Genomic DNA, 21,823 nt, shown 5'->3' with positions numbered 1-21,823 from the left:
GAGCAGACGCAATGCCCTACGCGCACACCGACCACGTCCCGCAAAGCTTCTGGACCCGCTATGTCTGGAGCCAGGACCACAAGGTCATCGCCGTGCAGTATTCGTTGACGGCCATCGCCATCGGCCTGGTCGGCCTTGTGTTGTCGGACCTGATGCGGTTGCAGCTCGGCTTTCCGGGCAAGTTCAGTTTCATCGACGCCAACCACTACTACCAGTTCGTCACCATGCACGGGATGATCATGGTGATCTACCTGCTGACGGCGCTGTTTCTGGGCGGCTTCGGCAACTACCTGATCCCGCTGATGCTGGGCGCCCGCGACATGGTGTTCCCGTTTCTCAACATGCTGAGCTACTGGGTCTACCTGCTGGCCGTGCTGGTGCTGGTGGCGAGCTTCTTCGTGCCAGGCGGGCCGACCGGCGCGGGCTGGACGCTGTATCCACCCCAGGCCATCCTGCCGGGCACGCCGGGCGTGGAATGGGGCATCGTGTTGATGCTGGTGTCGCTGGCGATCTTCATCGTCGCGACAACGATGGGCGGCTTGAATTACGTCACCACCACGCTGCAGGCGCGCACGCGCGGCATGACGCTCATGCGCATGCCGCTCACGGTGTGGGGCATCTTCGCGGCGACCATCATGGCGCTGCTGGCGTTTCCGGCGCTGTTCGTGTCGGCGGTGATGATGCTGCTCGACAGGACACTCGGCACCAGCTTCTTCATACCGGCCGTGGTGTCGATGGGGCAGACGCTCAAGCATGCCGGCGGCAGCCCGCTGCTGTTCCAGCACCTGTTCTGGTTCTTCGGGCATCCGGAGGTCTACATCGTCGCGCTGCCGGCCTTTGGCATCGTGTCGGACCTCATCAGCACGCACGCGCGCAAGAGCATCTTCGGCTACAAGATGATGGTGTGGGCCATCATCATCATCGGTGTGCTGAGCTTCGTGGTCTGGGCGCACCACATGTTCATCGCCGGCATGAATCCGTACTTCGGCTTCTTCTTTGCCACCACCACGCTCATCATTGCCATCCCGACCGCCCTCAAGGTCTACAACTGGGTGCTGACGCTGTGGCGCGGCGATATCCACCTGACCGTGCCGATGCTGTTTGCCATCGGCTTTATCAGCACCTTCGTCCTGGGTGGGCTGACCGGGCTCTACCTCGGCAACGTGAGCGTGGACATTCCGCTGTCGAACACGTACTTCGTGGTGGCGCACTTCCATATGGTGATGGCCGTGTCGCCGATCCTGGTGGTGTTTGGCGGCATCTACCACTGGTATCCGAAGGTGACGGGCCGCATGCTCAACGACACGCTCGGGCGCTTGCACTTCTGGATCACCTTCCTCGGCACCTATGCGATCTACTTCCCGATGCACTATCTCGGCATCCTGGGCATGCCGCGGCGGTATTACGCGTATGAGGGCTACAGCTTCATTCCACCTTCGGCGCAGACGCTCAACACGTTCATCACCGTCATTGCGCTGATCGTTGGGGCGGCGCAGTTGCTGTTCCTGTACAACCTGGCGTGGAGCCTGGTGCGCGGCAAGCGTGCCGACAGCAACCCGTGGCGGGCCACCACGCTGGAATGGCAGACGCCGCAAACGCCGCCGGTGCACGGCAACTGGGGCGCCGCGCCGCCCGTCGTCTACCGCTGGGCGTACGAATACAGCCCGCCGCCGGGGCTCGAAGAAGACTTCGTCCCGCAAAACCAGCCGCCTGCGACGGCGCCTGAACCGGCCCACCCGACGCTTCAACCCGGCGAGGCACGCGAATGACCACACTGCCCCGCCCCTTCGTTCCTGACGCGCCACCTGTCTTGCCGAATGCGAGCCGCATCGGCCTGATCGTCTTCATGGCGGTGGCAACGACATTGTTTTCACTGCTGCTGCTCGCCTATGCAATGCGCATGCGCGAGCCCGACTGGCAGCCGATCCCGCATCCGGCGCTGCTGTGGTGGAACACCGGCGCGCTGGTGCTGGCAAGCATTGCCATGCAGCGTGCCCGGCAGATAACCTTACACCGCGCGGCGTGGCTGGTGTCCGGCGGTGTGCTGGCGGCCGTGTTCGTGATCGGACAACTGACCGTCTGGCGCATGCTGTCGGCGGCCGGGCAGACCGTCACCGTCAATCCTTCCAATAGCTTCCTCTACCTGCTCACCGGCCTGCACGGGTTGCATGTGCTGGGCGGGCTGGTGGCCTGGGCGGTGACGATCGCGCGTCTCCAGCGCGGGGATCCCTTCCGAGCCCAGCGCGCCATCGCGCTGTGCGCCATCTACTGGCATTTCCTGCTGGCTGTCTGGCTCGTGCTGCTGGCGGCGATGTGGTGGATCACCCCTGGGTTCGTCGCCGCCATCTGCGGGCCGCTGTATGGAGCCGCGCCATGACCACGCCCACGCTCCCGACCGAATCCGCTGCCACCACGCCCACCGATGCCGGGCCTGACGGCTGGCGCGGCATCGTCACGGACTGGTCGGCCGACCGCCAAGCCTTCAAGGTGCCGTGGGGCAAGGCGATGATGTGGATCTTCCTGCTGTCGGACACCTTCATCTTCAGCAGCTTCCTGATCGGCTACATGACGGTGCGCATGTCGACCACGGTGCCGTGGCCTGACCCTTCCAAGGTGTTCGCGCTCACTGTGGGCGGCGTGGATGTGCCCTTGCTGCTGATCGCCATCATGACGTTCATCTTGATCAGCAGCAGCGGCACCATGGCGATGGCTGTCAACTTTGGCTACCGGCGCAACGCAAAGCGCGCCGCCGCACTGTTGCTGGCGACCGCGCTGCTGGGCGCGACCTTCGTGTCGATGCAGGCCTTCGAATGGACCAAGCTGATCGTCCATGAAGGTATCCGCCCCTGGGGCAACCCGATGGGCGCGGCGCAGTTTGGCGCGTGCTTCTTCATGATCACCGGGTTCCACGGCTTTCACGTGAGCTGCGGTGTGATCTACCTGCTGCTGATCGCACGCAAAATCCTGCAGCCGGGGTTCACCGAGCACGGCAACTTCCAGATCGTGGAGATTGCCGGCTTGTACTGGCACTTCGTCGACCTGGTGTGGGTGTTCATCTTTGCGCTGTTCTATTTGTGGTGAGGCAGACCATGGACCACACCGATCCCGCCCATCGACCCGACGCCGCGCACGGCCAGCAGCATCCGATCGGCATCTACCTGAAGATCTGGGGCCTGCTGTTCGTACTGAGCACGATGTCGTACATGGTGGATTACTTCCACGTGCAGGGCCTGCTGCGCTGGGCGCTGATCGTCGTGCTCATGATCGCCAAGGCCGGGCTGATCGTGTCGATTTTCATGCACATGATGTGGGAGCGGCTGGCGCTGGTGTACGCCATTCTGATACCGCCCCTGTGCCTGCTGGTGCTGCTGGTGCTGATGGCTGCCGAAGCGCATCACACCTTCGGCATGCGGGAACTCTTCTTCCACTGACCCCTTCGCCTTGTCACCAGCGCAAAGTGCGCGAGAACACCGATTCCAGATGCTCCACTGCCTCCTCCAAGCCAGGAGACCCGCTTAAGCATTAGCAGTGTGAAGCCGCTTTCTTTGCTTACTTTCTTTGCGGCGGCGCCCCGAAGGAAGTCCACTTGGTGGGCAAAGAAAGTAAGTGCCTGCCCCGCACAGGGGCGACGCTAATAGACCACTAAGAAATCAAGGAAAGGCCACCACCGCAGGCGTACAGCCCAAAGCGCCGAGTAGGCAAACAGCACAGCGGGAACGCTAAATAAACCAAAAAGAAGAGAAAAATCCACCGCCGCACGCGTACAACCCATAGCGCCGCGAAGGCAAAAAACTAAATAAAAGTCCAACGCCATAGGCAACAAGACAAGGTGCCTGCAGCAGAAACGGCTTGAACAGAGCCACCTCGCAAGATATGATTGAGCAATCACTCATTTATTCAGCGCAGTCGAAGCGAACCCGCATGGCCCGACCCAAAAGCGAAGACAAACGCAACGCTATCCTTGCCGCCGCCACCGAGGTGATTGCCGAGCAGGGCCTGGGCGCGCCGACCGCGCGCATCGCAAAGGTCGCGGGCGTGGCCGAAGGAACGCTGTTCACCTACTTCGACAATAAGGACGATTTGCTGAACCAGCTCTACCTGGACATCAAGGCGGAACTGCGCGAAGTCATGATGACGACGTACCCGAAGCACGCCAGCGTGCGCGACCGCGTGCAGCATGTCTGGAACAGGTTTGTCGATTGGGGCGTGGCGCAGCCGCAGAAACGCCGGGCAATGGCCCAATTGGCCGTGTCCGAACGTTTGACCGATTGTGCGCGCGCAACCGGCATGCAGTCGTTCGCCGACATCAACGCAATGATTCAGGCGAGCGTGGCGAGCGGCGTGTTGCGCGATCATCCGCCGGCCTTCCTGTCGGCGATCATGGCGGCGCTGGCGGAGACCACCATGGATTTCATCGCTCGCGAACCGGCCGACGCCGAGCGCTATCGCAAGGCCGGCTTTGAGGCGTTCTGGCACGCCATCGCCCAAAGCTAATTTTTTTGTCCATTTAATGAGTGATTGCTTGCTCATTTACTGTCGAAGGAGCGCAATATGGCTAAGGTCTGGCTGGTTACTGGCAGTGCCCGAGGACTCGGGCGCGAGATTGTGGAAGCGGCGTTGCGCGCCGGCGAGAGCGTCGTTGCAACGGCGCGTGATCCGCGACAGTTGGCGGATGTGCTGGCGCGCTATGGCGGGCAGGTTCGTGCGGTGGCGCTGGACGTCACTGATCCGGCGGCGGCGCGCAACGCTGTGCAGGCCGCCATCGATGCTTTCGGCCGGCTCGATGTGGTCGTCAACAACGCGGGCTTCGGTCATCTGGCGCCGTTCGAGCAAACCCCCGAAGACGACTTCCGTGCGCAGATCGACACCAACTTCTACGGTGTCGTCAATGTGACGCGCGCGGCGTTGCCTGTGCTGCGGCAGCAGCGATCGGGGCACATCATTCAGATTTCGTCGGTGGGTGGGCGGGTCGGGATTGCTGGCCTGAGTGCTTATCAGGCGGCGAAGTGGGCAGTCGGCGGCTTTACCGAGGTGATCAGCCAGGAACTCGCGCCGTTCGGCGTCCACGTGACGGCGCTTGAGCCGGGCGGCATGAAAACGGACTGGGGCACCGAGGCGGGCAGCGCGACGCCCGCGTTGCTGCCGGATTATGTGGCATCGGTCGGCGCGGTAGCGGATATGCTGTCCCAATACCTCGGGCGCGAAACCAGTGATCCGGCGAAAGTCGCGCAAGTGGTGCTGAAGCTCGCCTATCACGATCAATTGCCGGCGCACCTGCTGTTGGGCAGCGATGCGTTGCATTATTGCGGTGAAGGCGACAAAGCGCGTGCGGCGAACGCCGAAGCGTGGCGAGCAGTCAGCGTCGCGACGGATTTCACCGCGCCGACGCCACTGCCCGGGTTTCCCGTGGCAGCGGCGCAAACCTGAGGACGAACGACATGGCGAATTGGACCATCGACGACATCCCGCGTCAGACCGGCCGCCTCGCGGTCATCACCGGCGCGACCGGCGGGCTGGGTTTCGAGACGGCGCTCGGTCTTGCCGGAGCGGGTGCGGACGTCGTGCTGACCGGACGCAACGCGGAAAAGGGCCAGACGGCGCTCGACAAGATCCGCGCGCAGCATCCGGGCGCGTCGATCCGCTACGCGCATCTCGATCTCGCGAGCCTTGCTTCGGTGCGCCAGTTCGCCGAGCAGTTTGCAGACGAGCATGGCGCGCTCGATCTGCTGATCAACAACGCCGGCGTGATGATGCCGCCGAAGCGGCAAACCACTTCGGACGGTTTCGAGCTGCAATTCGGCACCAACTATCTGGGTCACTTTGCGTTGACCGAGCGGCTGCTGCCGCTGCTGCGCGCGGGCCGGCAGCCACGTGTTGTCAACGTGAGCAGCGGCGCGCACAAGGTCGGCGCAGCGATTCATTTCGACGATCTGCAATGGCAACGCAGCTACAAACCCTGGCCCGCGTATGCGCAATCGAAGCTGGCCATGCTGATGTTCGCGCTGGAATTGCAACGCCGCAGCGACGCGAACGGCTGGGGAGTGCTGAGCAACGCGGCGCATCCCGGCTACGCCCGCACCGATCTGATCGCCAACGGCCCTGGCGATAGCGGTCTGCTGCAAATGCTCAACCGCATGACGATCGAGCCGCTGGCGAGCCATTCGGCTGCCGACGGCGCGTTGCCGACACTGTTCGCTGCCACCGCGCCCGAGGCCAAACCCGGTGGCTATTACGGACCGAGCGGTCTGTTCGAGATGAAGGGACCGCCGGGCGAAGCACGGATCGCGAGGCATGCGCAAGACAAGGCGGTTGCCGCGCGGTTGTGGGAGGTATCCGAAGCACTGACCAGCGCGCGCTGGCCGGGCGCGTCCATGGAGCACGCATCATGAAGGTTCTGATATTTGGCGCGACGGGCATGGTGGGCCAGGGCGTGCTGCGCGAATGCCTGCGCGCGCCCGACGTCGAAGCGATCCAGACGGTTGGCCGCACCCGCACGGATCAGCTCGATCCGCGCCTGCACGAACTGATTCAACCGGACCTGATGGACTATCGCGCGGTCGAAGCGTCGCTGAAGGGCTTTGATGCATGCTTCTTTTGCTTGGGCGTGTCGTCGGCGGGCATGCGGGAGGCGGACTATGCGCGCCTCACCTACGACCTGACGCTGGCGGCCGCGCAAACGCTCGCCCGTCTCAATCCGCAGATGACCTTCGTCTACGTGTCCGGCGCGGGCACCGACAGCACCGAGCACGGCCGCAGCATGTGGGCGCGCGTCAAGGGCAAGACCGAGAATGCGTTGCAGCGCTTGCCGTTCAAGGCCGTCTATCTGTTCCGTCCCGGCGTGATCCAGCCGCTTAACGGCGCGCGTTCGAAGACCCGTTCGTACCGGCTGTTCTATGCCGCCGCCAAGCCTCTTCTGTCGACGCTGCGCGCGCTGTTCCCCAACCAGATCCTGAGCACGGAAGATGTCGGCCAGGCGATGCTGGCGGTCGCGCGCCACGGCGCCGGCAAAGCGGTGCTCGAAGTGGCCGATATCCGCTCGCTGAGTCGCAGGGCGTCCGAACCCACGCTCAATCCGCATATCGGCTGACGATGCGCGCAGCGAGGGCGAGAAAGCGGCGCCCTCGCGCCGCATTCCGCCTCCATAACAAGGCACCGCCGCGGTCACGCGCCATCTGGTTTTGGCCCGGCCGTCATCCAACGCCCGCATCATCCGCGAAAACCCCCGTCTTTTCGATCATTCGATGTGTTGTAGCGTCTGGTAGGCTACCGTTTGCACGGGACGCGCCTCCAGACGCGGCCAACTTCCTCACGCGCGTGGGTCAGCGCATGCCCGAACGAAGAAACAATGGTGACGCGTCGACCGAACATCTTGATTGCTATCAGTATCGTGCTGGCCAGCGCGATACTCGCGATCGCGGTATGGGTGCTGGCGCAGATGCGCGATGACGCGTTGCGGCGCGCCCAGGATTCGGTCTTCAACGTCTCGCTGCTGGTCGAGCGCGATGTGTCGCGCAATCTGGAAATTTACGATCTGTCGTTGCGCGCGGTGCTCGCGGGCCTGAAATATCCCGGCGTCCTGGATCTGCCGCCGGAGATCCGCCAGATGGTTCTGTTCGACGGCTCGGCCAGCGCGAAAGACATGGGCTCGCTTCTCGTCACCAACGAAGCGGGCGACATCGTGTTCGACTCGCAAGCGAGTCCGCCGCGCCGGATAAACCTGGCGGACCGCGATTACTTCAAAGTTCAGCGCGACTCGCCCAACGTCGGCCTGTACGTGAGTCATCCGTTCATGCCCAAGGTGGCCGGCAAAACCGTCAGCATCGCGTTGAGCCGGCGCATCTCGCGACCGGACGGCAGCTTTGGCGGTGTGGTGGTCGGAACGATGCGCCTCACTTACTTTCAGCGTCTGTTCACCGGCATGAACCTCGGCTCGGGTGGCTCGATGGCGTTGATGCTGAGCGACGGCACGATGCTGATGCGGCGTCCGTACGATCCGAAAATCATCGGCCGCAGTCTCACCGGCACCGCGAACTACACTCGCTTCACGCTGCAGCCGAGCGGGGAATTCTTCGGCACGGCGGCGATCGACGGGGTCGAGCGCTGGTATGCGTTCCGCCATATCGACATCTATCCGCTGATTCTCGATGTCGCGTTGTCCACGCACGATATCTACGTGGAATGGCGGCGTCGCGCGTGGATCATCGGCACGCTGATCGCCGCGCTCAATCTGACGATCATCGCGCTGGCCGTGCTGTTCTCGCATCAACTGCGACGGCGCCTCGCGGCCGAAGAAGAGTTGCGTGTGCTGGCGCGCACCGACGGGCTGACCGGCCTGAACAATCGCCGCAACTTCGAGGAACATGCGGAAGAGGAGTGGCGCCGCGCGCAGCGCAACGGATGGCCGCTGTCGGCGCTGCTGATCGATGTGGACAGTTTCAAAGGCTTCAATGATCTCTACGGCCATTCGGCGGGCGACGATGCGTTGATCGGCGTGGCACGCTGCATTGCGCAGAACGTGCGGCGCCCGGGTGACACGGCAGCCCGCTACGGCGGCGAAGAGTTCTCCGTGCTGCTGCCCAATACTGACGAACTCGGCGCAGCGCGCATCGCCGAGCAGATTCGTGCCGCAGTGCAGGCGCTCCAAAAACGGCACGTAGCCAGCGCGCACCATGTGCTGACCGTCAGCATCGGCATTGCCTGCACCAAAGGCCAGGCATTCGCGACGAGTCGCGCGCTGATGGACGCCGCTGACGAAGCGCTCTACGAAGCCAAGGACGCGGGCCGAAATCGCGTGCTGTGCTATCCGGTGGCGTCACGCGCGGCGACTGGCACGCTGGCGACGCACCCCGAACGATGAACCGGGTGGCGGGACGCGTGAGCAGTCTTCTGAATTTCATCCGGGTAATATATTGCGTTTAAATTATACCCGGATATAATTTGGCAAATTCTTCCTTACTGGAGTTTGTCATGACGACCGCTATCGCCACCTGCACCGCCTTCGAAGGGCTCCGCCGCATTGCCTCAGGCGCCTTGCCTGACGTGGCGCTGGCGGTGCGAGCGTTGCTCGAACGCGGCGAACAGGCGCCGGTTCTGATTTTCGACGACGTGACGAGCCGCGCGGTCGAGTTCGATTTGCGCGGCACGCCTGAAGAGATTCTGGCGAGGCTGGCCACGCATGAGTCCGGCGACCCGTCCACACAAGCCGCCGACACCACGGAAGACGACACCTCCCCGCGAGGCCGTGGCCGGCCCAAACTCGGCGTGGTGGCAAGAGAAGTCACGTTGTTGCCGCGTCATTGGGATTGGCTGAACGGCCAGTCAGGCGGCGCTTCGGTTGCGCTGCGCAAACTGGTCGATGCGGCCCGGTCGGCCAGCGAGGACAAGGACCGCAAACGTGCGGTGCAGGAAGCGGTTTATCGCTTCATGACCGCGCTAGCCGGCAATCTGCCTGGTTATGAAGACGCCACACGCGCCTTGTACGCTGACGATCGGTCTCGCTTTGAAGACATCGTCGCGGCTTGGCCCACTGATGTGCGCGATCACACGCTGCGGCTTGCCGCCAACGTCTTCGTCACGCTTGCCTAGCGCCGAACAACAGTCCGAGCCCGTCGGCGACAAAAACGGATAGGCAAAAAAACCGCTCACACCGGGGAAGCGTGAGCGGAAAGTCGGAGAGTTACAACAACATCGCATGCGCTTACTCATGGAGGTGAACGCAGCAAAAGAAAGTTTAAGAGTCCGGCTGCCGCGGATATATCAGACAACTCCCAATCCCCACACACCGCGCCAGCGTCGCCTCTGCGGCACAGCGAGCGACCGTCGGTTTCTCCGAACTGGCCCCGCGCGTCGAGCATTGCTTACAGCATCCTGTCCCAGTTATTCCCGGCATTTCTCGCTTCAGGTCTCTCTTTTGGCCGCCGTAAAAGAGATGGACGCGCCGCTGCGTATTTGAAAAACGTGAAAAGTCGCGAACTGTCTCGCCATCGCGCAGCGGCGCGCGTCCCGTCAGGACTTTTGAAGGATGTGAAATGAAGTGGTTCGACCGCATGACCGTATTCAAGAAGCTGCTGCTGGCGTTTGCCGTTGTGATCGGGTTCTGCGTCGTGATCGGCGGGACTTCGCTGACGACGCTGTCGTCGATGCATGGCATTACTGATGCCATCTGCGATCAGCACATGAACGGGCTTTACTGGATGGAAGAAGCGAACCGCCACAAGATCGACTCCGATCTTGCCGCGGCGAATCTCGGCTACGCCAGCGACGACGCCGGCCGTCAAAAGTTGAAGGACGGCATTGTCGGTTCGCTCAAGAGCATGCACGGCGCGTACGACCAGTACCGCGCGACGATCGCGACCAGCAAGGGTCAGGAAATGTTCGACGAGGTGCTGCGCAAGTCGGCGGTGTGGGAGGGCATCGTGCATCAGCAGATCGGCCTCGAACCGGTCCCGGCCGGCGTCGATAACAATGAACTCGTGCGCCGCGCGATTGCGTCGAGCGAGGCGCTGCGCGATCGCATCACGGCGCTGATCGACTATCGCCGTCAGCAAGCCAATGAAGCGCAGCAGGACGCCACTGCCGGGTATCGGCACATGCGCGTCGCGATGCTCGCGTTGGTGCTGGGCGCGATCGTGGCAGGTACGTTGCTCGCGGCGGTGATCGCGGGGCGCCTGTCGCGTCAGCTTGGCGGCGAGCCCGATTACGCGATGCATATCGCCAACCGTATCGCGGATGGAGACCTGAGCGTGCGTGTCGACACTCGCACCGGCGACACCTCCAGCATGCTGTTCGCGTTGCGCAACATGCGTGAGCGCCTCGCGGGCATCGTGTCCGGCATCAGCGAGTCGAGCGAATCGATCCTGCTGGCATCGGGCGAGATCGCGCAGGGCAACACTGATTTGTCGCAACGCACCGAAGAGCAGGCCGCCGCGCTGCAGGAAACCGCGTCGAGCATGCAGCAACTGACCTCGACGGTGAAGATGAACGCCGAGAACGCGCAGCAGGCGGGTGGTGTAGCGCATGGCGCGTCGGAAGTGGCGGCGCGTGGCAGCAGCCTGGTCGGCGACGTGGTCGAAACGATGCGTGAACTGGCTGCGGGTTCGAAGCGGATGACCGACATCATTGCGGTGATCGAAGGCATCGCGTTCCAGACCAACATCCTCGCGCTGAACGCGGCGGTGGAGGCGGCGCGTGCTGGCGAACAGGGGCGCGGCTTTGCGGTGGTAGCCGGCGAAGTGCGTTCGCTCGCGCAGCGCAGCGCGGTATCGGCCAAGGAGATCAAGGAGTTGATCGAGCGCTCCACGGCGCGTGTGGGAAGCGGCGCCGAACTGGCCGAGCGCGCCGGTCAGACGATGGCCGAAGTCACACATGCGGTCAAACGCGTGACCGACATCATGGGCGAGATTTCGTCGGCGTCGCAGGAGCAAAGCACCGGCATCGAGGAAGTGAACCGCGCGGTCGCGCAGATGGACGACGTGACCCAACAGAATGCCGCGCTGGTCGAGCAGGCCGCGGCGGCGGCGGCGTCGATGGCGGACCAGGCAAGGCAGTTGAAGTCGGCCGTCACGGTGTTCTCGCTGGAAGCGCGGCAGTGGTGATTGCGTCCGTGATTTGGGTGGACATGCTGTTCACTGCGTCTGTCAGCGCGGGTGTTGCCGTGCTTTTCGCCGCGCTTGCCAGGGCTATTGGCACTCCGTACACTCGCGCGTAATTCAAAGACGGCGCCGTTTTCCGGCGCCCTCCACCATAACGCCGACAGAGGAGAACCCCCGCCATGGCCGATTCCTACTTTCCCCGCTGGCGCGCCCAGCCGAACGCCGCCGAAGGCCGGATCGTCGGCACTGACGAGCGGCTCGCGTGGCCGCAGATGTTCGCGATGGGCGTCCAGCACGTCGTCGCGATGTTCGGCTCGACCGTGCTCGCGCCGCTGCTGATGGGTTTCGATCCGAATCTGTGCATTTTCATGTCGGGGATCGGCACGTTGCTGTTCTTCGTGCTGGTGGGTGGCCGCGTGCCGAGCTATCTCGGTTCGAGTTTCTCGTTCATCGGACTGGTGATCGCGGTGACGGGGTACGGCGGACATGGGCCCAATATGAACATTCCGGTTGCGCTGGGCGGGATCATCGCGTGCGGGGCGGTGTACGCGGTTATCGGGCTGATCGTGTCGGCGGTGGGCACCCGATGGATTGAAACGCTGATGCCGCCGGTCGTGACGGGGGCGATCGTCTGCGTGATCGGGTTGAATCTTGCGCCGATCGCGGTACATGGCGTGAGCGGCAGCAACTTCGATTCGTGGATGGCGCTGGTTACGGTGCTTTGTGTCGGCGCGGTGGCGGTGTTTGCGCGCGGCATGTTGCAGCGCCTGTTGATTCTGGTTGGTCTGCTGATGGCGTACGTGATTTACGCGATCGTGACGAACGGGCTCGGCATGGGTAAGCCGATTGACTTCTCGATTGTCGCGAATGCTGCGTGGTTCGGCATGCCGCATTTCACCGCGCCTGTTTTCAACGTGCAGGCGATGACGTTGCTCGCGCCGATCGCCGTGATTCTTGTTGCTGAGAATCTTGGGCATATCAAGGCGGTGAGTGCGATGACCGGTCAGAACCTTGACCGTTATGTGGGGCGTGCTTTTCTTGGCGACGGACTCGCGACGATTGTTTCTGGCGCCGCGGGTGGCACGGGGGTGACGACTTATGCCGAGAACATCGGTGTGATGGCTGTGACCAAGATTTATTCGACGCTGGTGTTTGTTGTTGCTGCACTCATTGCTTTGGTTCTGGGCTTTTCGCCGAAGTTCGGGGCAGTGATTCAGACGATTCCCGGGCCGGTGCTGGGTGGGGTGTCGATTGTTGTGTTTGGGTTGATTGCCGTTACCGGCGCCAGGATTTGGGTCGTTAATAAGGTTGATTTTTCCGATAATCGGAATTTGATTGTTGCGGCGGTGACGTTGGTGCTTGGGGCAGGGGATTTTTCGCTGAAGCTCGGTGGATTTGGGTTAGGTGGTATCGGTACCGCTACCTTTGGAGCGATCATTTTGTATGCTCTTCTTCGGCGGAAGGCTGTGAAGGGGGCTTTGGTTTAAGGGTTTTTTTGCCTACGCGGCGCTTATGTCTGTGTGCCTGCGGCGTTGGCCTTTCCTTGATTTCTTAGTGGTCGATTAGCGTCGCCCCTGTGCGGGGCAGGCACTTACTTTCTTTGCCGCCGCAAAGAAAGTAAGCAAAGAAAGCGGCTTCACACCGCTAACTCTTAAGCGGGTCCCCTGGCTTGGAGGAGGTAGTGGAGCATCTGGAATCGGTGTTCTCGCACACTCCGCCCTCGTGACAAGGCAGTCATTCTTCCGGCGGCGCTGCGCGCGCCGTGGCGGTACTTCACAAAACCGCTCGCCACGTTTTGCCGCCGCGGTAATGCGCGCATCGCTGCAATGGGGAGATTCATGCGCATTCGAAATGCTTGTCGGCGCTCACTCCACCGTGATAGCTCGATGGCGTACCGCCGTGGTGCAGCCGATGGCCCCACCGCGCACAAACTAAGCCCCTGGTTTCCCTTGCAGACCGTTCCGACGAGCACGTAGTGCGAGGCGGGAAGGATGACACCGGAGACGCCAATTCGCTATCGGTTTTGAGAAGTACCGCCACGGCGCGCGCAGCGCCGCCGGAAGAATGACTGCCTTGTCACGAGGGCGGAGTGTGCGAGAACACTGATTCCAGATGCTCCACTGCCTCCTCCAAGCCAGGGGACCCGCTTAAGGGTTAGCGGTGTGAAGCCGCTTTCTTTGCTTACTTTCTTTGCGGCGGCAAAGAAAGTAAGTGCCTGCCCCGCACAGGGGCGAAGCTAATAGACCACTAAGAAATCAAGGAAAGGCCAACACCGCAGGCACACAGACACAAGCGCCGCGAAGGCAAAAAAACCACTTACGCTTACCTACTTCGACTAGTAAGCGCAGTCTCGAACAAATCCACTTCCCTCATTAACTTATTCAAAGTCTCATCATTAATCTTCTGCGTATTCCGCAGCGCAAGCAGCGCCTTCCTCTCTGCTCTCATCGCCGCCAACTTCATCCGAAATTCAAGCGCATCGGAACGCCGCGCCAACTCCCGCGGTTCCTGCTCATCTCCAAGCGTAGCGAGCCTTCGCCGATACAAATCCATCACCCTGGCGGTGACATCCGCCGCATATGCCGATGCCGATTCATCAAGATCCGCACACTCAGCGTCATGCAATGCATCAACCGCGCGAATCGCGGCCTGCGCCGCATGCGTCCTCGCCAGCGTTTCCTCCGCAGCATGCGGATCCTTCCCCCTCCGCCAGCCTCGCAGCAACAACGGCAATGCCACCACCGCCACCAACAGCGACGTCAGAATCACCCCCGACGCGATGAAAATCGCCAGGTCCCGTCCCGGCAGCGGCGTGCCTCCCGGCAACACTTCCGGCAACGACAACACGCCCGCCAGCGTCACCGCGCCGCGCACGCCCGCCACCGTCGTCACGGTCACCGTGCGTAGTCCCGGCACCGCATTCGTCATGCCGTGCTTCGCCGCGCCGCGGCTCGCGAACCAGCGCAGCAGCCACACCCAGACGAAACGCATCGCGTAGAGCGCCGCGGCCACCGCGGCGATGTAGCCGATCAGCAGCCACACCTGCGTGTTGCTGGTCTCGTGCGCGTCGAGCAACGCCCGGCCAAGAATGTGCGGAAGCTGCAGCCCCAACAGAATGAACACCATGCCGTTGAAGACAAACTCGATCATCGTCCACGTGCTGGCAGCGCGAACACGCGACGCCACCGGTCCGGCGTGAGCAACGCCCGCGTAATTCATCATCATGCCGGCTGCAACCGCGGCCAGAATGCCCGACAATTCGAAGCGCTCGGCGATCAGATACGCGGCGAACGGAATCAGCAGCGTCATCACAACGCCCGGCGCCGGGTCGCCTTCTTCGGTGACGATCAGAAAGCGCGCCGATACGATGCTGAACAACCAGCTCACCGCCGCGCCGATCGCGAGACCGCCCACCGCGATAATCACGAAGCTGATCGACGCGTCGCGCAGCGAAAATACGCCGGTCAACGCCGCCGCAATCGCAAACTTCAACGCAACAAGGCCCGACGCGTCGTTCATCAACGCTTCGCCTTCGAGGATGTGCATCAGCCGCCCCGGAATCCTGCCCTTGCCGACGATGCCGCTGAGCGCCACCGCGTCAGTCGGCGAGAGCACGGCGGCGAGCGCGAACGCGACCGGCAACGAGATCGAGGGCACCAGCGCATGCACGAAATAGCCGACCGCCAGCACCGTCATGAACACCAGCCCGAGCGCGAGCATCAGGATGGCGCGGCGCGCCATGAACAACTCGCGCTTGGGTATGCGCCATCCGTCCGCGAACAGCAGCGGCGGAATGAACAGCATCATGAAAATTTCCGGGTCGAAGGTGACGTGCAGTTCGAGCCTCGGCCATGCGAGCAACGAACCGATCGCAATCTGTACGAGCGGCAGCGGTAACGCAAACGGAAGCAGCCGGGTCGCGACGCCGGAAGCGGCGACTGCAAGCAAAAGAATCAATACGGTAAAGACAATTTCCATCGGTCTATTTCTGGAGATATAACGGCGTTTCCTCTGTCATCATCGACGATGTCGCCGCGGTTCAGTCACGAGGAGCAAGGGTGTAAAAGGAAAACGTAAGGCTGAAGTTTATCCCGACAACGCTTGTCACCATCGTCCGGCGGGCAAGGCACTGTGCATCCCGGCAACAAGCGCCTATGGAAGGCAATGCACCGCAACGGTGCGCGCCGCGCCCACACCCGACGCATGGACCATTCTGTCGGTGCAATCTTTCATGCGAATTTCATTCGAATGTGCGCCAGCGTGCGCACGGAGCTTGCTTAAGCAATATCGATGACGCACATTTTGAGAAACGGCGCCGTGGTTGTTCGCTTCCGCGTTCGGACCGGCCCGGCTCTCGCGTGAGAGGATTGCATGACGATTGCGCAACAGGAAAGAACGGCCGCCGCGCCGCATGGCTTCGAGGTCGAAGTGACCTCGGGGCTCGAACGCTTCTCCGTGCAGCACGGCGAACTGACATTGACCAGCGTGTTTCAACCGATTTTCAGCCTGTCGCATATGCGGGCGGTCGGTTACGAGGGCTTGCTGCGCGCGCACGACGCGCTGGACCGGCCCGTGTCGCCGCTCGACGTATTCGGCGAGGCGGCGCGGCTGGGCGACATTCTTCAATTGGACCGGCTGGCCCAGACGCTGCATCTGGAAAACTTCAAGGTGCTCGGCGCCGAGCGGGAGTGGCTGTTCCTGAACGTCCATCCCGGCGCGCTCACCGATCCGTATCACTCCGCCGCGTTGCTGGCCAATCTGCGCCGGCTCGATTTGCCGCCGCGGCGCATCGTGCTCGAAGTGCTCGAACAGCGCGCGGACGACCTTGAACGTCTTGCCGACGCGGTGCGCCAGTTCCGCGAGCGCGGCTTCCTGATCGCGCTCGACGATTTCGGCGCGGGCCATTCGAATGTCGAGCGGATCTGGCAGTTGAATCCCGATATCGTGAAGCTCGACCGCATCATGCTGTCGCACGCCGCGCACCGTTCCGATATGGCGACGATTCTGCCGGGGCTGGTCGCGCTGTTGCACGAGGCGGGCAAACTGGTGCTGATCGAAGGCGTCGAAACCGAACACGAAGCGCAGATGGCGCTCGCTTGCGATGCCGACTTCGTGCAGGGGTTTTTCTTCGGCCGTCCGAATCCGGGCGCAGCCGACGCGCCGCATGCGGCGGCATGCATCGGCGAGCTCACCGATCGCTACCGCGATCAGACCGAGGCGCGCGAACGCCGCAACACGAGCCGGCTCGCGCCGTATTTGCGCGCGTTCGAGCGCACCGCGGAACGGCTGGCCGCCGGCGAGCCGCTCGAGGAAGTGTGCTGGAATTTTCTCGCACTCGATCATGCCGCGCGCTGTTTCCTGCTCGACGCGAAAGGCAGGCAGGCGGGCCGCAACGTCGTGCTGCGCGCCGATCGAGCGGCGCACGAAACGCGCTTCCTGCCGCTCGCCGACGCGCAAGGGGCGAACTGGCTGCGTCGTCCGTATTTCCGTGCGGCGATCAATGCGCCGGAACGCGTGCATGTGACGCGTCCGTATCTGTCGATCAATGAGGCGTTGCCGTGCGTGACGCTGTCGGTGGCGACGCGTGTCGGCGAGCGGATTTGCGTGCTGTGCGGCGATATTGACTGGGTCGACGAAGAGCGGTTCTGAGATCATGTCGTTTTTAACGACGCTCAGCCGCTCTCATGTCCGTTTTACTTGAAGTCATCGCCACCACCGTCGCCGACGCGCGGCTTGCCGCGCAAGCCGGCGCCAACCGCATCGAACTCGTCACCGCGATGGGCGAGGGCGGCCTGACGCCGAGCATCGGTTTGATCGAAGCGGTGGTTGCGGCGGCCGGGATTCCAGTGAACGTGATCGTGCGTCCGCACAGCCGCTCGTTCGTGTTCGACGCCGATGACTACGCCGTGATGCTGCGCGACGTGCGGGCGATTGCGGCGGCAGGCGCCAACGGCGTGGTGATCGGCATGCTGACCGCTGACGGTGAGATCGACCGCGACGGGCTCGCGCGCGCGATCGATGCGGCGGATGGCCTCGCGATCACCTTCCATCGCGCGTTCGATGAAACGCGCGATCTGCAAAAAGCGTTCGACGTGCTGCTCGGTTTCGACGCGATTGGGAACGTGCTGACTTCGGGTGGCAAGCCGTCGGTGCTGCAAGCTGAAGAAACGATACGAGCACTGGTGCGGCAAGCGTCAGGTTCGCATTGCACGGTGCTGGCGGGCGCGGGCTTGACCGTCGACGCAGTCGCCGGATTTGTGCACGCCACCCAGGTTGAGGCGGTGCACTTCGGTTCCGGCGTGCGCGTTGGCGGCAATGGCCTCACGCCAGTCGATGCGGCAAAAGTCGCGCGAGTCAGAGCGCTACTGGACGCCGTGCGTAGCTAAATCATCAGGCAAAAAAATGCCGCTTCGAGATTCACCTCGAAGCGGCATTTTTCGTTCATGTGCGACATTACTTCGCCACGACCACCGGAATTCCGCGCAACTGCCCGGCGCCCTTCACCTCTTCCAACGACTTCTTCACCGACGCACCCGTCGCCGCTTCGATCTGCAAGCTTGCAGCCAGATCGCGCTCGCCACGCTTCACGCCCGCCAGATTCGCCAGCTTCACGTGACCATAACCGCGCACGCGAGCATGCAGGTCGGCCAGCTTCGCGACGTCTTCGGCATTGTTTGCATTGAGCTTCGCGAAAGCGCGTTGCAGCGTCGTTTCGTAGTTGTCGGCGAGTTCGCGCTCCATCTTGCGCTCGAGCGTGTGGCCGAACGGATCGAGCATCGTGCCGCGCAGACCGCGCCATTTCGCCAGCATGCCGAGCACCGGCCACATCCATTGACCGAAGGTCTTCTTGGTCGGATTGACACCGGGCTTCGGGCGCGCGAGCGTTGGCGGCGCGAGGTTGAAATTGATGCCGAAGTCCTTGCCGGCAACCCCTTCGAATTGTGCTTCGAGCGCTTCGCGGAACGCGCTGTCCGTATGCAGACGCGCCACTTCGTATTCGTCCTTTACTGCGAGCAGGCGATAGAACGTCGTCGCCACGGCGCGCGTGATGCGTTCGCTCTTCGCATCCACCGTACCTTCCGCACGCCGCGCCGCGTCGACCAGCGCGCGATAACGCTTCACATAGCGCGCGCCGCCGTACGTTTGAAGACGTGCCTCGCGATGCGCGATCAGTTCGTCGAGCGTATCGACGCGCACCGCCTGCTTCGCCAGGTGCCGCGCTTGCCACAGCGATTCGAGCGCAGCCGGATCTTCGGCAGCCAGACGGCCGATCGAAAACGCCAGTTGGTTCATCTGCACCGCGACGTTGTTCAACTCGATCGCGCGCATCATCGCGGCGAACGATACGGGCACCAAACCGAGTTGCCAGGCATAACCGAGCATCAGAATGTTCGCGCCGATGGTGTCGCCGAGAAAGCGCGTGGCGAGCGCTTGCGCATCGCAAGTGGACATGCGTTCCGGACCCGCCGCGTGACGCATCTTGTCGAGCAATGCGTCCGCGTGAAGCGTCGCGTCCGGGTTCTGCACAAAGGTCGCGTTCGGAATGGCGTGCGTGTTGACGACGATGCGCGTGCGGCCATGACGTACCGTTTGCAGCGCATCGGCGCTCGCGCCCACCACCATATCGCAGGCGAGCAGCAAATCGGCCTGTTGCGTGTCGATGCGGACCTGGTTGAGCCACTCGTCGCGCGCGGCGAAGCGCACGAACGACAACACCGAGCCGCCCTTTTGCGCGAAGCCCATGAAGTCGAGCACCGACGCGCTCTTGCCTTCCAGATGGGCGGCCATGCTGATCAATGCGCCGACCGTCACGACGCCGGTGCCGCCGACACCGGTCACGAGGATGTCGTAAGGCGCGGCGTCGAGATGCGTTGCGGGAATCGGCAATGCGTCGACGTGTGCAGCAAGCGCTTGAGGATCGAACGCGGCGCCCGCGGCTTTCTTGAGCTTGCCGCCTTCGACGGTGACGAAGCTCGGGCAGAAACCGTTCACGCATGAATAGTCTTTGTTGCACGACGATTGATCGATGCGACGCTTGCGGCCCAGCGCGGTCTCCACCGGCTCGACCGACAGACAATTCGACTGCACGCCGCAATCGCCGCAGCCTTCGCAGACTTCTTCGTTGATGAACAGGCGCTTGTCCGGATCGGGAAACTCGCCTTTTTTCCGGCGACGCCGTTTTTCCGCCGCACAGGTCTGGTCGTAGATCAGCACGGTGACGCCGTCGGTATCGCGCAGTTCGCGCTGCACGGTGTCCATTTCGCTGCGATGGTGGAACGTCGTGCCCTTCGGAAACAGATCGTGATGACCGTCGTATTTCTCGGGTTCGTCGCTGACCACGACGAAGCGCGACACACCTTCGGCTTCCACCTGGCGCGCGATCTGCGGCACCGAGATGCTGCCGTCGACCGGTTGGCCGCCCGTCATCGCGACCGCGTCGTTATAGAGAATCTTGTACGTAATGGTGGCTTTCGCGGCCACCGCCTGGCGGATCGCGAGAATGCCGGAGTGAAAGTAGGTGCCGTCGCCGAGATTCTGGAACACGTGACGCGTTTTCGTGAACATCGAATGCGAGGCCCAGTCGACGCCTTCGCCGCCCATCTGGATCAACCCGGTGGTGTCGCGCTCCATCCACGATGCCATGAAGTGACAGCCGATCCCCGCTTGCGCGATCGAACCTTCGGGCACCTTGGTCGAGGTGTTGTGCGGACAGCCCGAACAGAAATACGGCGTGCGCTTCACGCCATCCGCGGCGTTCGAGAGGATTTGCGGCGCCACCAGATCGACCACGCGTTCGCGGCGATCGAGCGCCGGCTTGTGCTTCGCGAGCCAGTTCGCGAATACCGGCAGAATGCGCGACGGCCGCAATTCACCGAGCGACGACAGCAGCATGGCGCCGTCTTCAGCGTTCTTGCCGATCACGATCGGACGCGCGCCTTGAGTGCGGTTGTACAGATAGTCTTTGATCTGCTGCTCGATGACCGGGCCTTTCTCCTCGATCACCAGCACTTCGGACAGGCCTGAAACGAATGCGTCGATGCGCGTCATTTCCAAAGGAAACGACAAGCCGACCTTGTAGATCCGTACGCCGGCCGCTTCCAGATCCGCGACCGTCAAGTCGAGCCGGCGCAGCGTTTCCATCAGATCCAGATGGGCCTTCCCGCACGTCACGATACCGACGTTCGCGTGCGGACTCGGCGCGATCCATTTGTCGATGCTGTTGGTACGCGCGAAATGGCGCACCGCGTCGAGCTTCGCGTGCATCCGCGATTCGATCGTCAGGCTCGGCAGATCGGGCCAGCGGTTGTGCAGGCCGCCGGCGGGTGCTTCGAAATCCTGTGGAATCGTCCATTCGGTCTGCAGCGCGTCGAGGTCCACGGTCGAGCCGGATTCGACCGTTTCGGAGATCGCCTTGTAGCCGACCCACGCGCCCGAGAAGCGCGACAGCGCCCAGCCGTACAGTCCGAATTCGAGCATGTCGGCGATGTTCGACGGATTCACGATCGGCATGTGCCAGGCCATCAACGCGAAGTCGCTCTGATGCGGCATCGACGACGACACGCAGCCGTGGTCGTCGCCCGCCACCACCAGCACGCCGCCGTGCGGCGACGAGCCGTACGCGTTGCCGTGCTTCAGCGCATCGCCCGCGCGATCCACGCCTGGGCCCTTGCCGTACCACATCGCGAACACGCCTTCGACGGTGCGCTCCGGGTCCGACTCCACGCGCTGCGTGCCGAGCACCGCGGTGCCGCCGAGTTCTTCGTTGATCGCCGGCAGAAAGCGGATATCGCTCGCCGTGAGCAGTTTGCTCGCCTTCCACAACTGCTGGTCGACCATACCGAGCGGCGAACCGCGATAGCCGCTGATGAAACCGGCGGTGTTCATGCCGCGCGCCTTGTCGGCCGCGCGCTGCATCAACGTGAGGCGCACCAGCGCCTGCGTGCCGGTGAGGAAGATGCGGCCGCGCGTCGCGGTAAGGTTATCGGACAGCTTGTAGTCGGCGAGAGCGGGCGTGCCGTCGACGGGCAGGCGAGCGGTCATGGGTGAGTCTCCGTTGTCGATCGGAGTTAGCGCTTTAGCTGTTGACCAGAGTTAGCGCTTTAGCGCTTACTTTGGTCCCATGCAAAGCACTTACTCCGATCCCATGCAAGATGGTTGCTGTTTTGCATCCGCGCGCGTGGTGGGGACCACAAAAGTGACGCAGCGAAAGAGACTCTATTTTTTAGCGCCGA

16 protein-coding genes are annotated in these 21,823 nt (G+C 62.8%); 14 read left to right on the top strand and 2 right to left on the bottom strand.

Features of this window, described 5'->3' with window-relative positions; translation table 11 throughout:
• Positions 1 to 11: 11 nt before the first annotated feature.
• The 12 genes from ctaD (at position 12) to WN982_RS19030 (ending at position 13,078) form a co-directional block, all read left to right on the top strand.
• A complete protein-coding gene (gene ctaD, locus WN982_RS19085; protein WP_341313461.1) occupies positions 12 to 1,769 on the top strand; it encodes a cytochrome c oxidase subunit I in 1,758 nt (585 codons plus the stop codon).
• Positions 1,766 to 2,377 (top strand): cytochrome c oxidase subunit 3, encoded by a 612-nt coding sequence (locus tag WN982_RS19080; RefSeq protein ID WP_341313460.1) that lies wholly within the window; start codon positions 1,766 to 1,768, stop codon positions 2,375 to 2,377. The genes ctaD and WN982_RS19080 overlap by 4 nt, the downstream gene beginning before the upstream one ends.
• On the top strand, positions 2,374 to 3,081 hold the full coding sequence (locus WN982_RS19075; protein ID WP_341313459.1) for a heme-copper oxidase subunit III family protein: 708 nt from the start codon (positions 2,374 to 2,376) through the stop codon (positions 3,079 to 3,081). The genes WN982_RS19080 and WN982_RS19075 overlap by 4 nt, the downstream gene beginning before the upstream one ends.
• Before the next feature lie 8 nt (positions 3,082 to 3,089).
• Positions 3,090 to 3,431 carry a cytochrome C oxidase subunit IV family protein gene (locus tag WN982_RS19070; RefSeq protein WP_172167237.1) on the top strand — a complete coding sequence of 114 codons (342 nt, stop codon included), beginning with the start codon at positions 3,090 to 3,092 and terminating at the stop codon, positions 3,429 to 3,431.
• Positions 3,432 to 3,921: 490 nt separating this feature from the next.
• Positions 3,922 to 4,494: a TetR/AcrR family transcriptional regulator gene (locus tag WN982_RS19065; protein ID WP_341313458.1), complete on the top strand. Its 573-nt coding sequence runs from the start codon at positions 3,922 to 3,924 to the stop codon at positions 4,492 to 4,494.
• Positions 4,495 to 4,551: 57 nt separating this feature from the next.
• On the top strand, positions 4,552 to 5,427 hold the full coding sequence (locus WN982_RS19060; RefSeq protein WP_341313457.1) for an SDR family NAD(P)-dependent oxidoreductase: 876 nt from the start codon (positions 4,552 to 4,554) through the stop codon (positions 5,425 to 5,427).
• A gap of 11 nt (positions 5,428 to 5,438) precedes the next feature.
• Complete coding sequence (locus tag WN982_RS19055) at positions 5,439 to 6,389, top strand: oxidoreductase (protein WP_341313456.1); 951 nt, start codon at positions 5,439 to 5,441, stop codon at positions 6,387 to 6,389.
• On the top strand, positions 6,386 to 7,087 hold the full coding sequence (locus tag WN982_RS19050) for an NAD(P)H-binding protein (protein WP_341313455.1): 702 nt from the start codon (positions 6,386 to 6,388) through the stop codon (positions 7,085 to 7,087). The genes WN982_RS19055 and WN982_RS19050 overlap by 4 nt, the downstream gene beginning before the upstream one ends.
• Before the next feature lie 258 nt (positions 7,088 to 7,345).
• Positions 7,346 to 8,857, top strand: a complete 1,512-nt coding sequence (locus tag WN982_RS19045) for a sensor domain-containing diguanylate cyclase (protein WP_341313454.1) — start codon at positions 7,346 to 7,348, stop codon at positions 8,855 to 8,857.
• A gap of 110 nt (positions 8,858 to 8,967) precedes the next feature.
• Complete coding sequence (locus WN982_RS19040; protein WP_341313453.1) at positions 8,968 to 9,585, top strand: DUF2239 family protein; 618 nt, start codon at positions 8,968 to 8,970, stop codon at positions 9,583 to 9,585.
• 443 nt (positions 9,586 to 10,028) lie between these two features.
• On the top strand, positions 10,029 to 11,594 hold the full coding sequence (locus tag WN982_RS19035; RefSeq protein WP_341313452.1) for a methyl-accepting chemotaxis protein: 1,566 nt from the start codon (positions 10,029 to 10,031) through the stop codon (positions 11,592 to 11,594).
• A 176-nt stretch (positions 11,595 to 11,770) separates the two neighbouring features.
• The gene (locus tag WN982_RS19030; RefSeq protein ID WP_341313451.1) at positions 11,771 to 13,078 is read left to right on the top strand and encodes a solute carrier family 23 protein; all 1,308 of its coding nucleotides are present in this window, start codon (positions 11,771 to 11,773) and stop codon (positions 13,076 to 13,078) included.
• A gap of 835 nt (positions 13,079 to 13,913) precedes the next feature.
• Here WN982_RS19030 and WN982_RS19025 read toward each other — a convergent pair.
• Positions 13,914 to 15,569: a Na+/H+ antiporter gene (locus WN982_RS19025; protein WP_341313450.1), complete on the bottom strand. Its 1,656-nt coding sequence runs from the start codon at positions 15,567 to 15,569 to the stop codon at positions 13,914 to 13,916.
• A gap of 393 nt (positions 15,570 to 15,962) precedes the next feature.
• Between WN982_RS19025 and WN982_RS19020 the strand changes: the two genes are divergently transcribed.
• Both WN982_RS19020 and WN982_RS19015 read left to right on the top strand, forming a co-directional pair.
• Positions 15,963 to 17,240 carry an EAL domain-containing protein gene (locus WN982_RS19020; protein ID WP_341313449.1) on the top strand — a complete coding sequence of 426 codons (1,278 nt, stop codon included), beginning with the start codon at positions 15,963 to 15,965 and terminating at the stop codon, positions 17,238 to 17,240.
• 35 nt (positions 17,241 to 17,275) lie between these two features.
• Positions 17,276 to 17,977, top strand: coding sequence for a copper homeostasis protein CutC (locus tag WN982_RS19015; protein WP_341313448.1), 702 nt, complete (start codon positions 17,276 to 17,278; stop codon positions 17,975 to 17,977).
• Positions 17,978 to 18,044: 67 nt separating this feature from the next.
• On the opposite strand, the gene WN982_RS19010 is transcribed toward WN982_RS19015, so the two are convergent.
• Complete coding sequence (locus WN982_RS19010) at positions 18,045 to 21,632, bottom strand: indolepyruvate ferredoxin oxidoreductase family protein (protein WP_341313447.1); 3,588 nt, start codon at positions 21,630 to 21,632, stop codon at positions 18,045 to 18,047.
• Between the last annotated feature and the right edge of the window lie 191 nt (positions 21,633 to 21,823).

The organism is Paraburkholderia sp. IMGN_8 (assembly GCF_038050405.1).
In the GTDB taxonomy this organism is placed as follows: Bacteria; Pseudomonadota; Gammaproteobacteria; order Burkholderiales; family Burkholderiaceae; genus Paraburkholderia.
The sequence above is the reverse complement of the archived record's forward strand: the minus strand, read 5'-3'. Positions and strand labels throughout refer to the sequence as shown.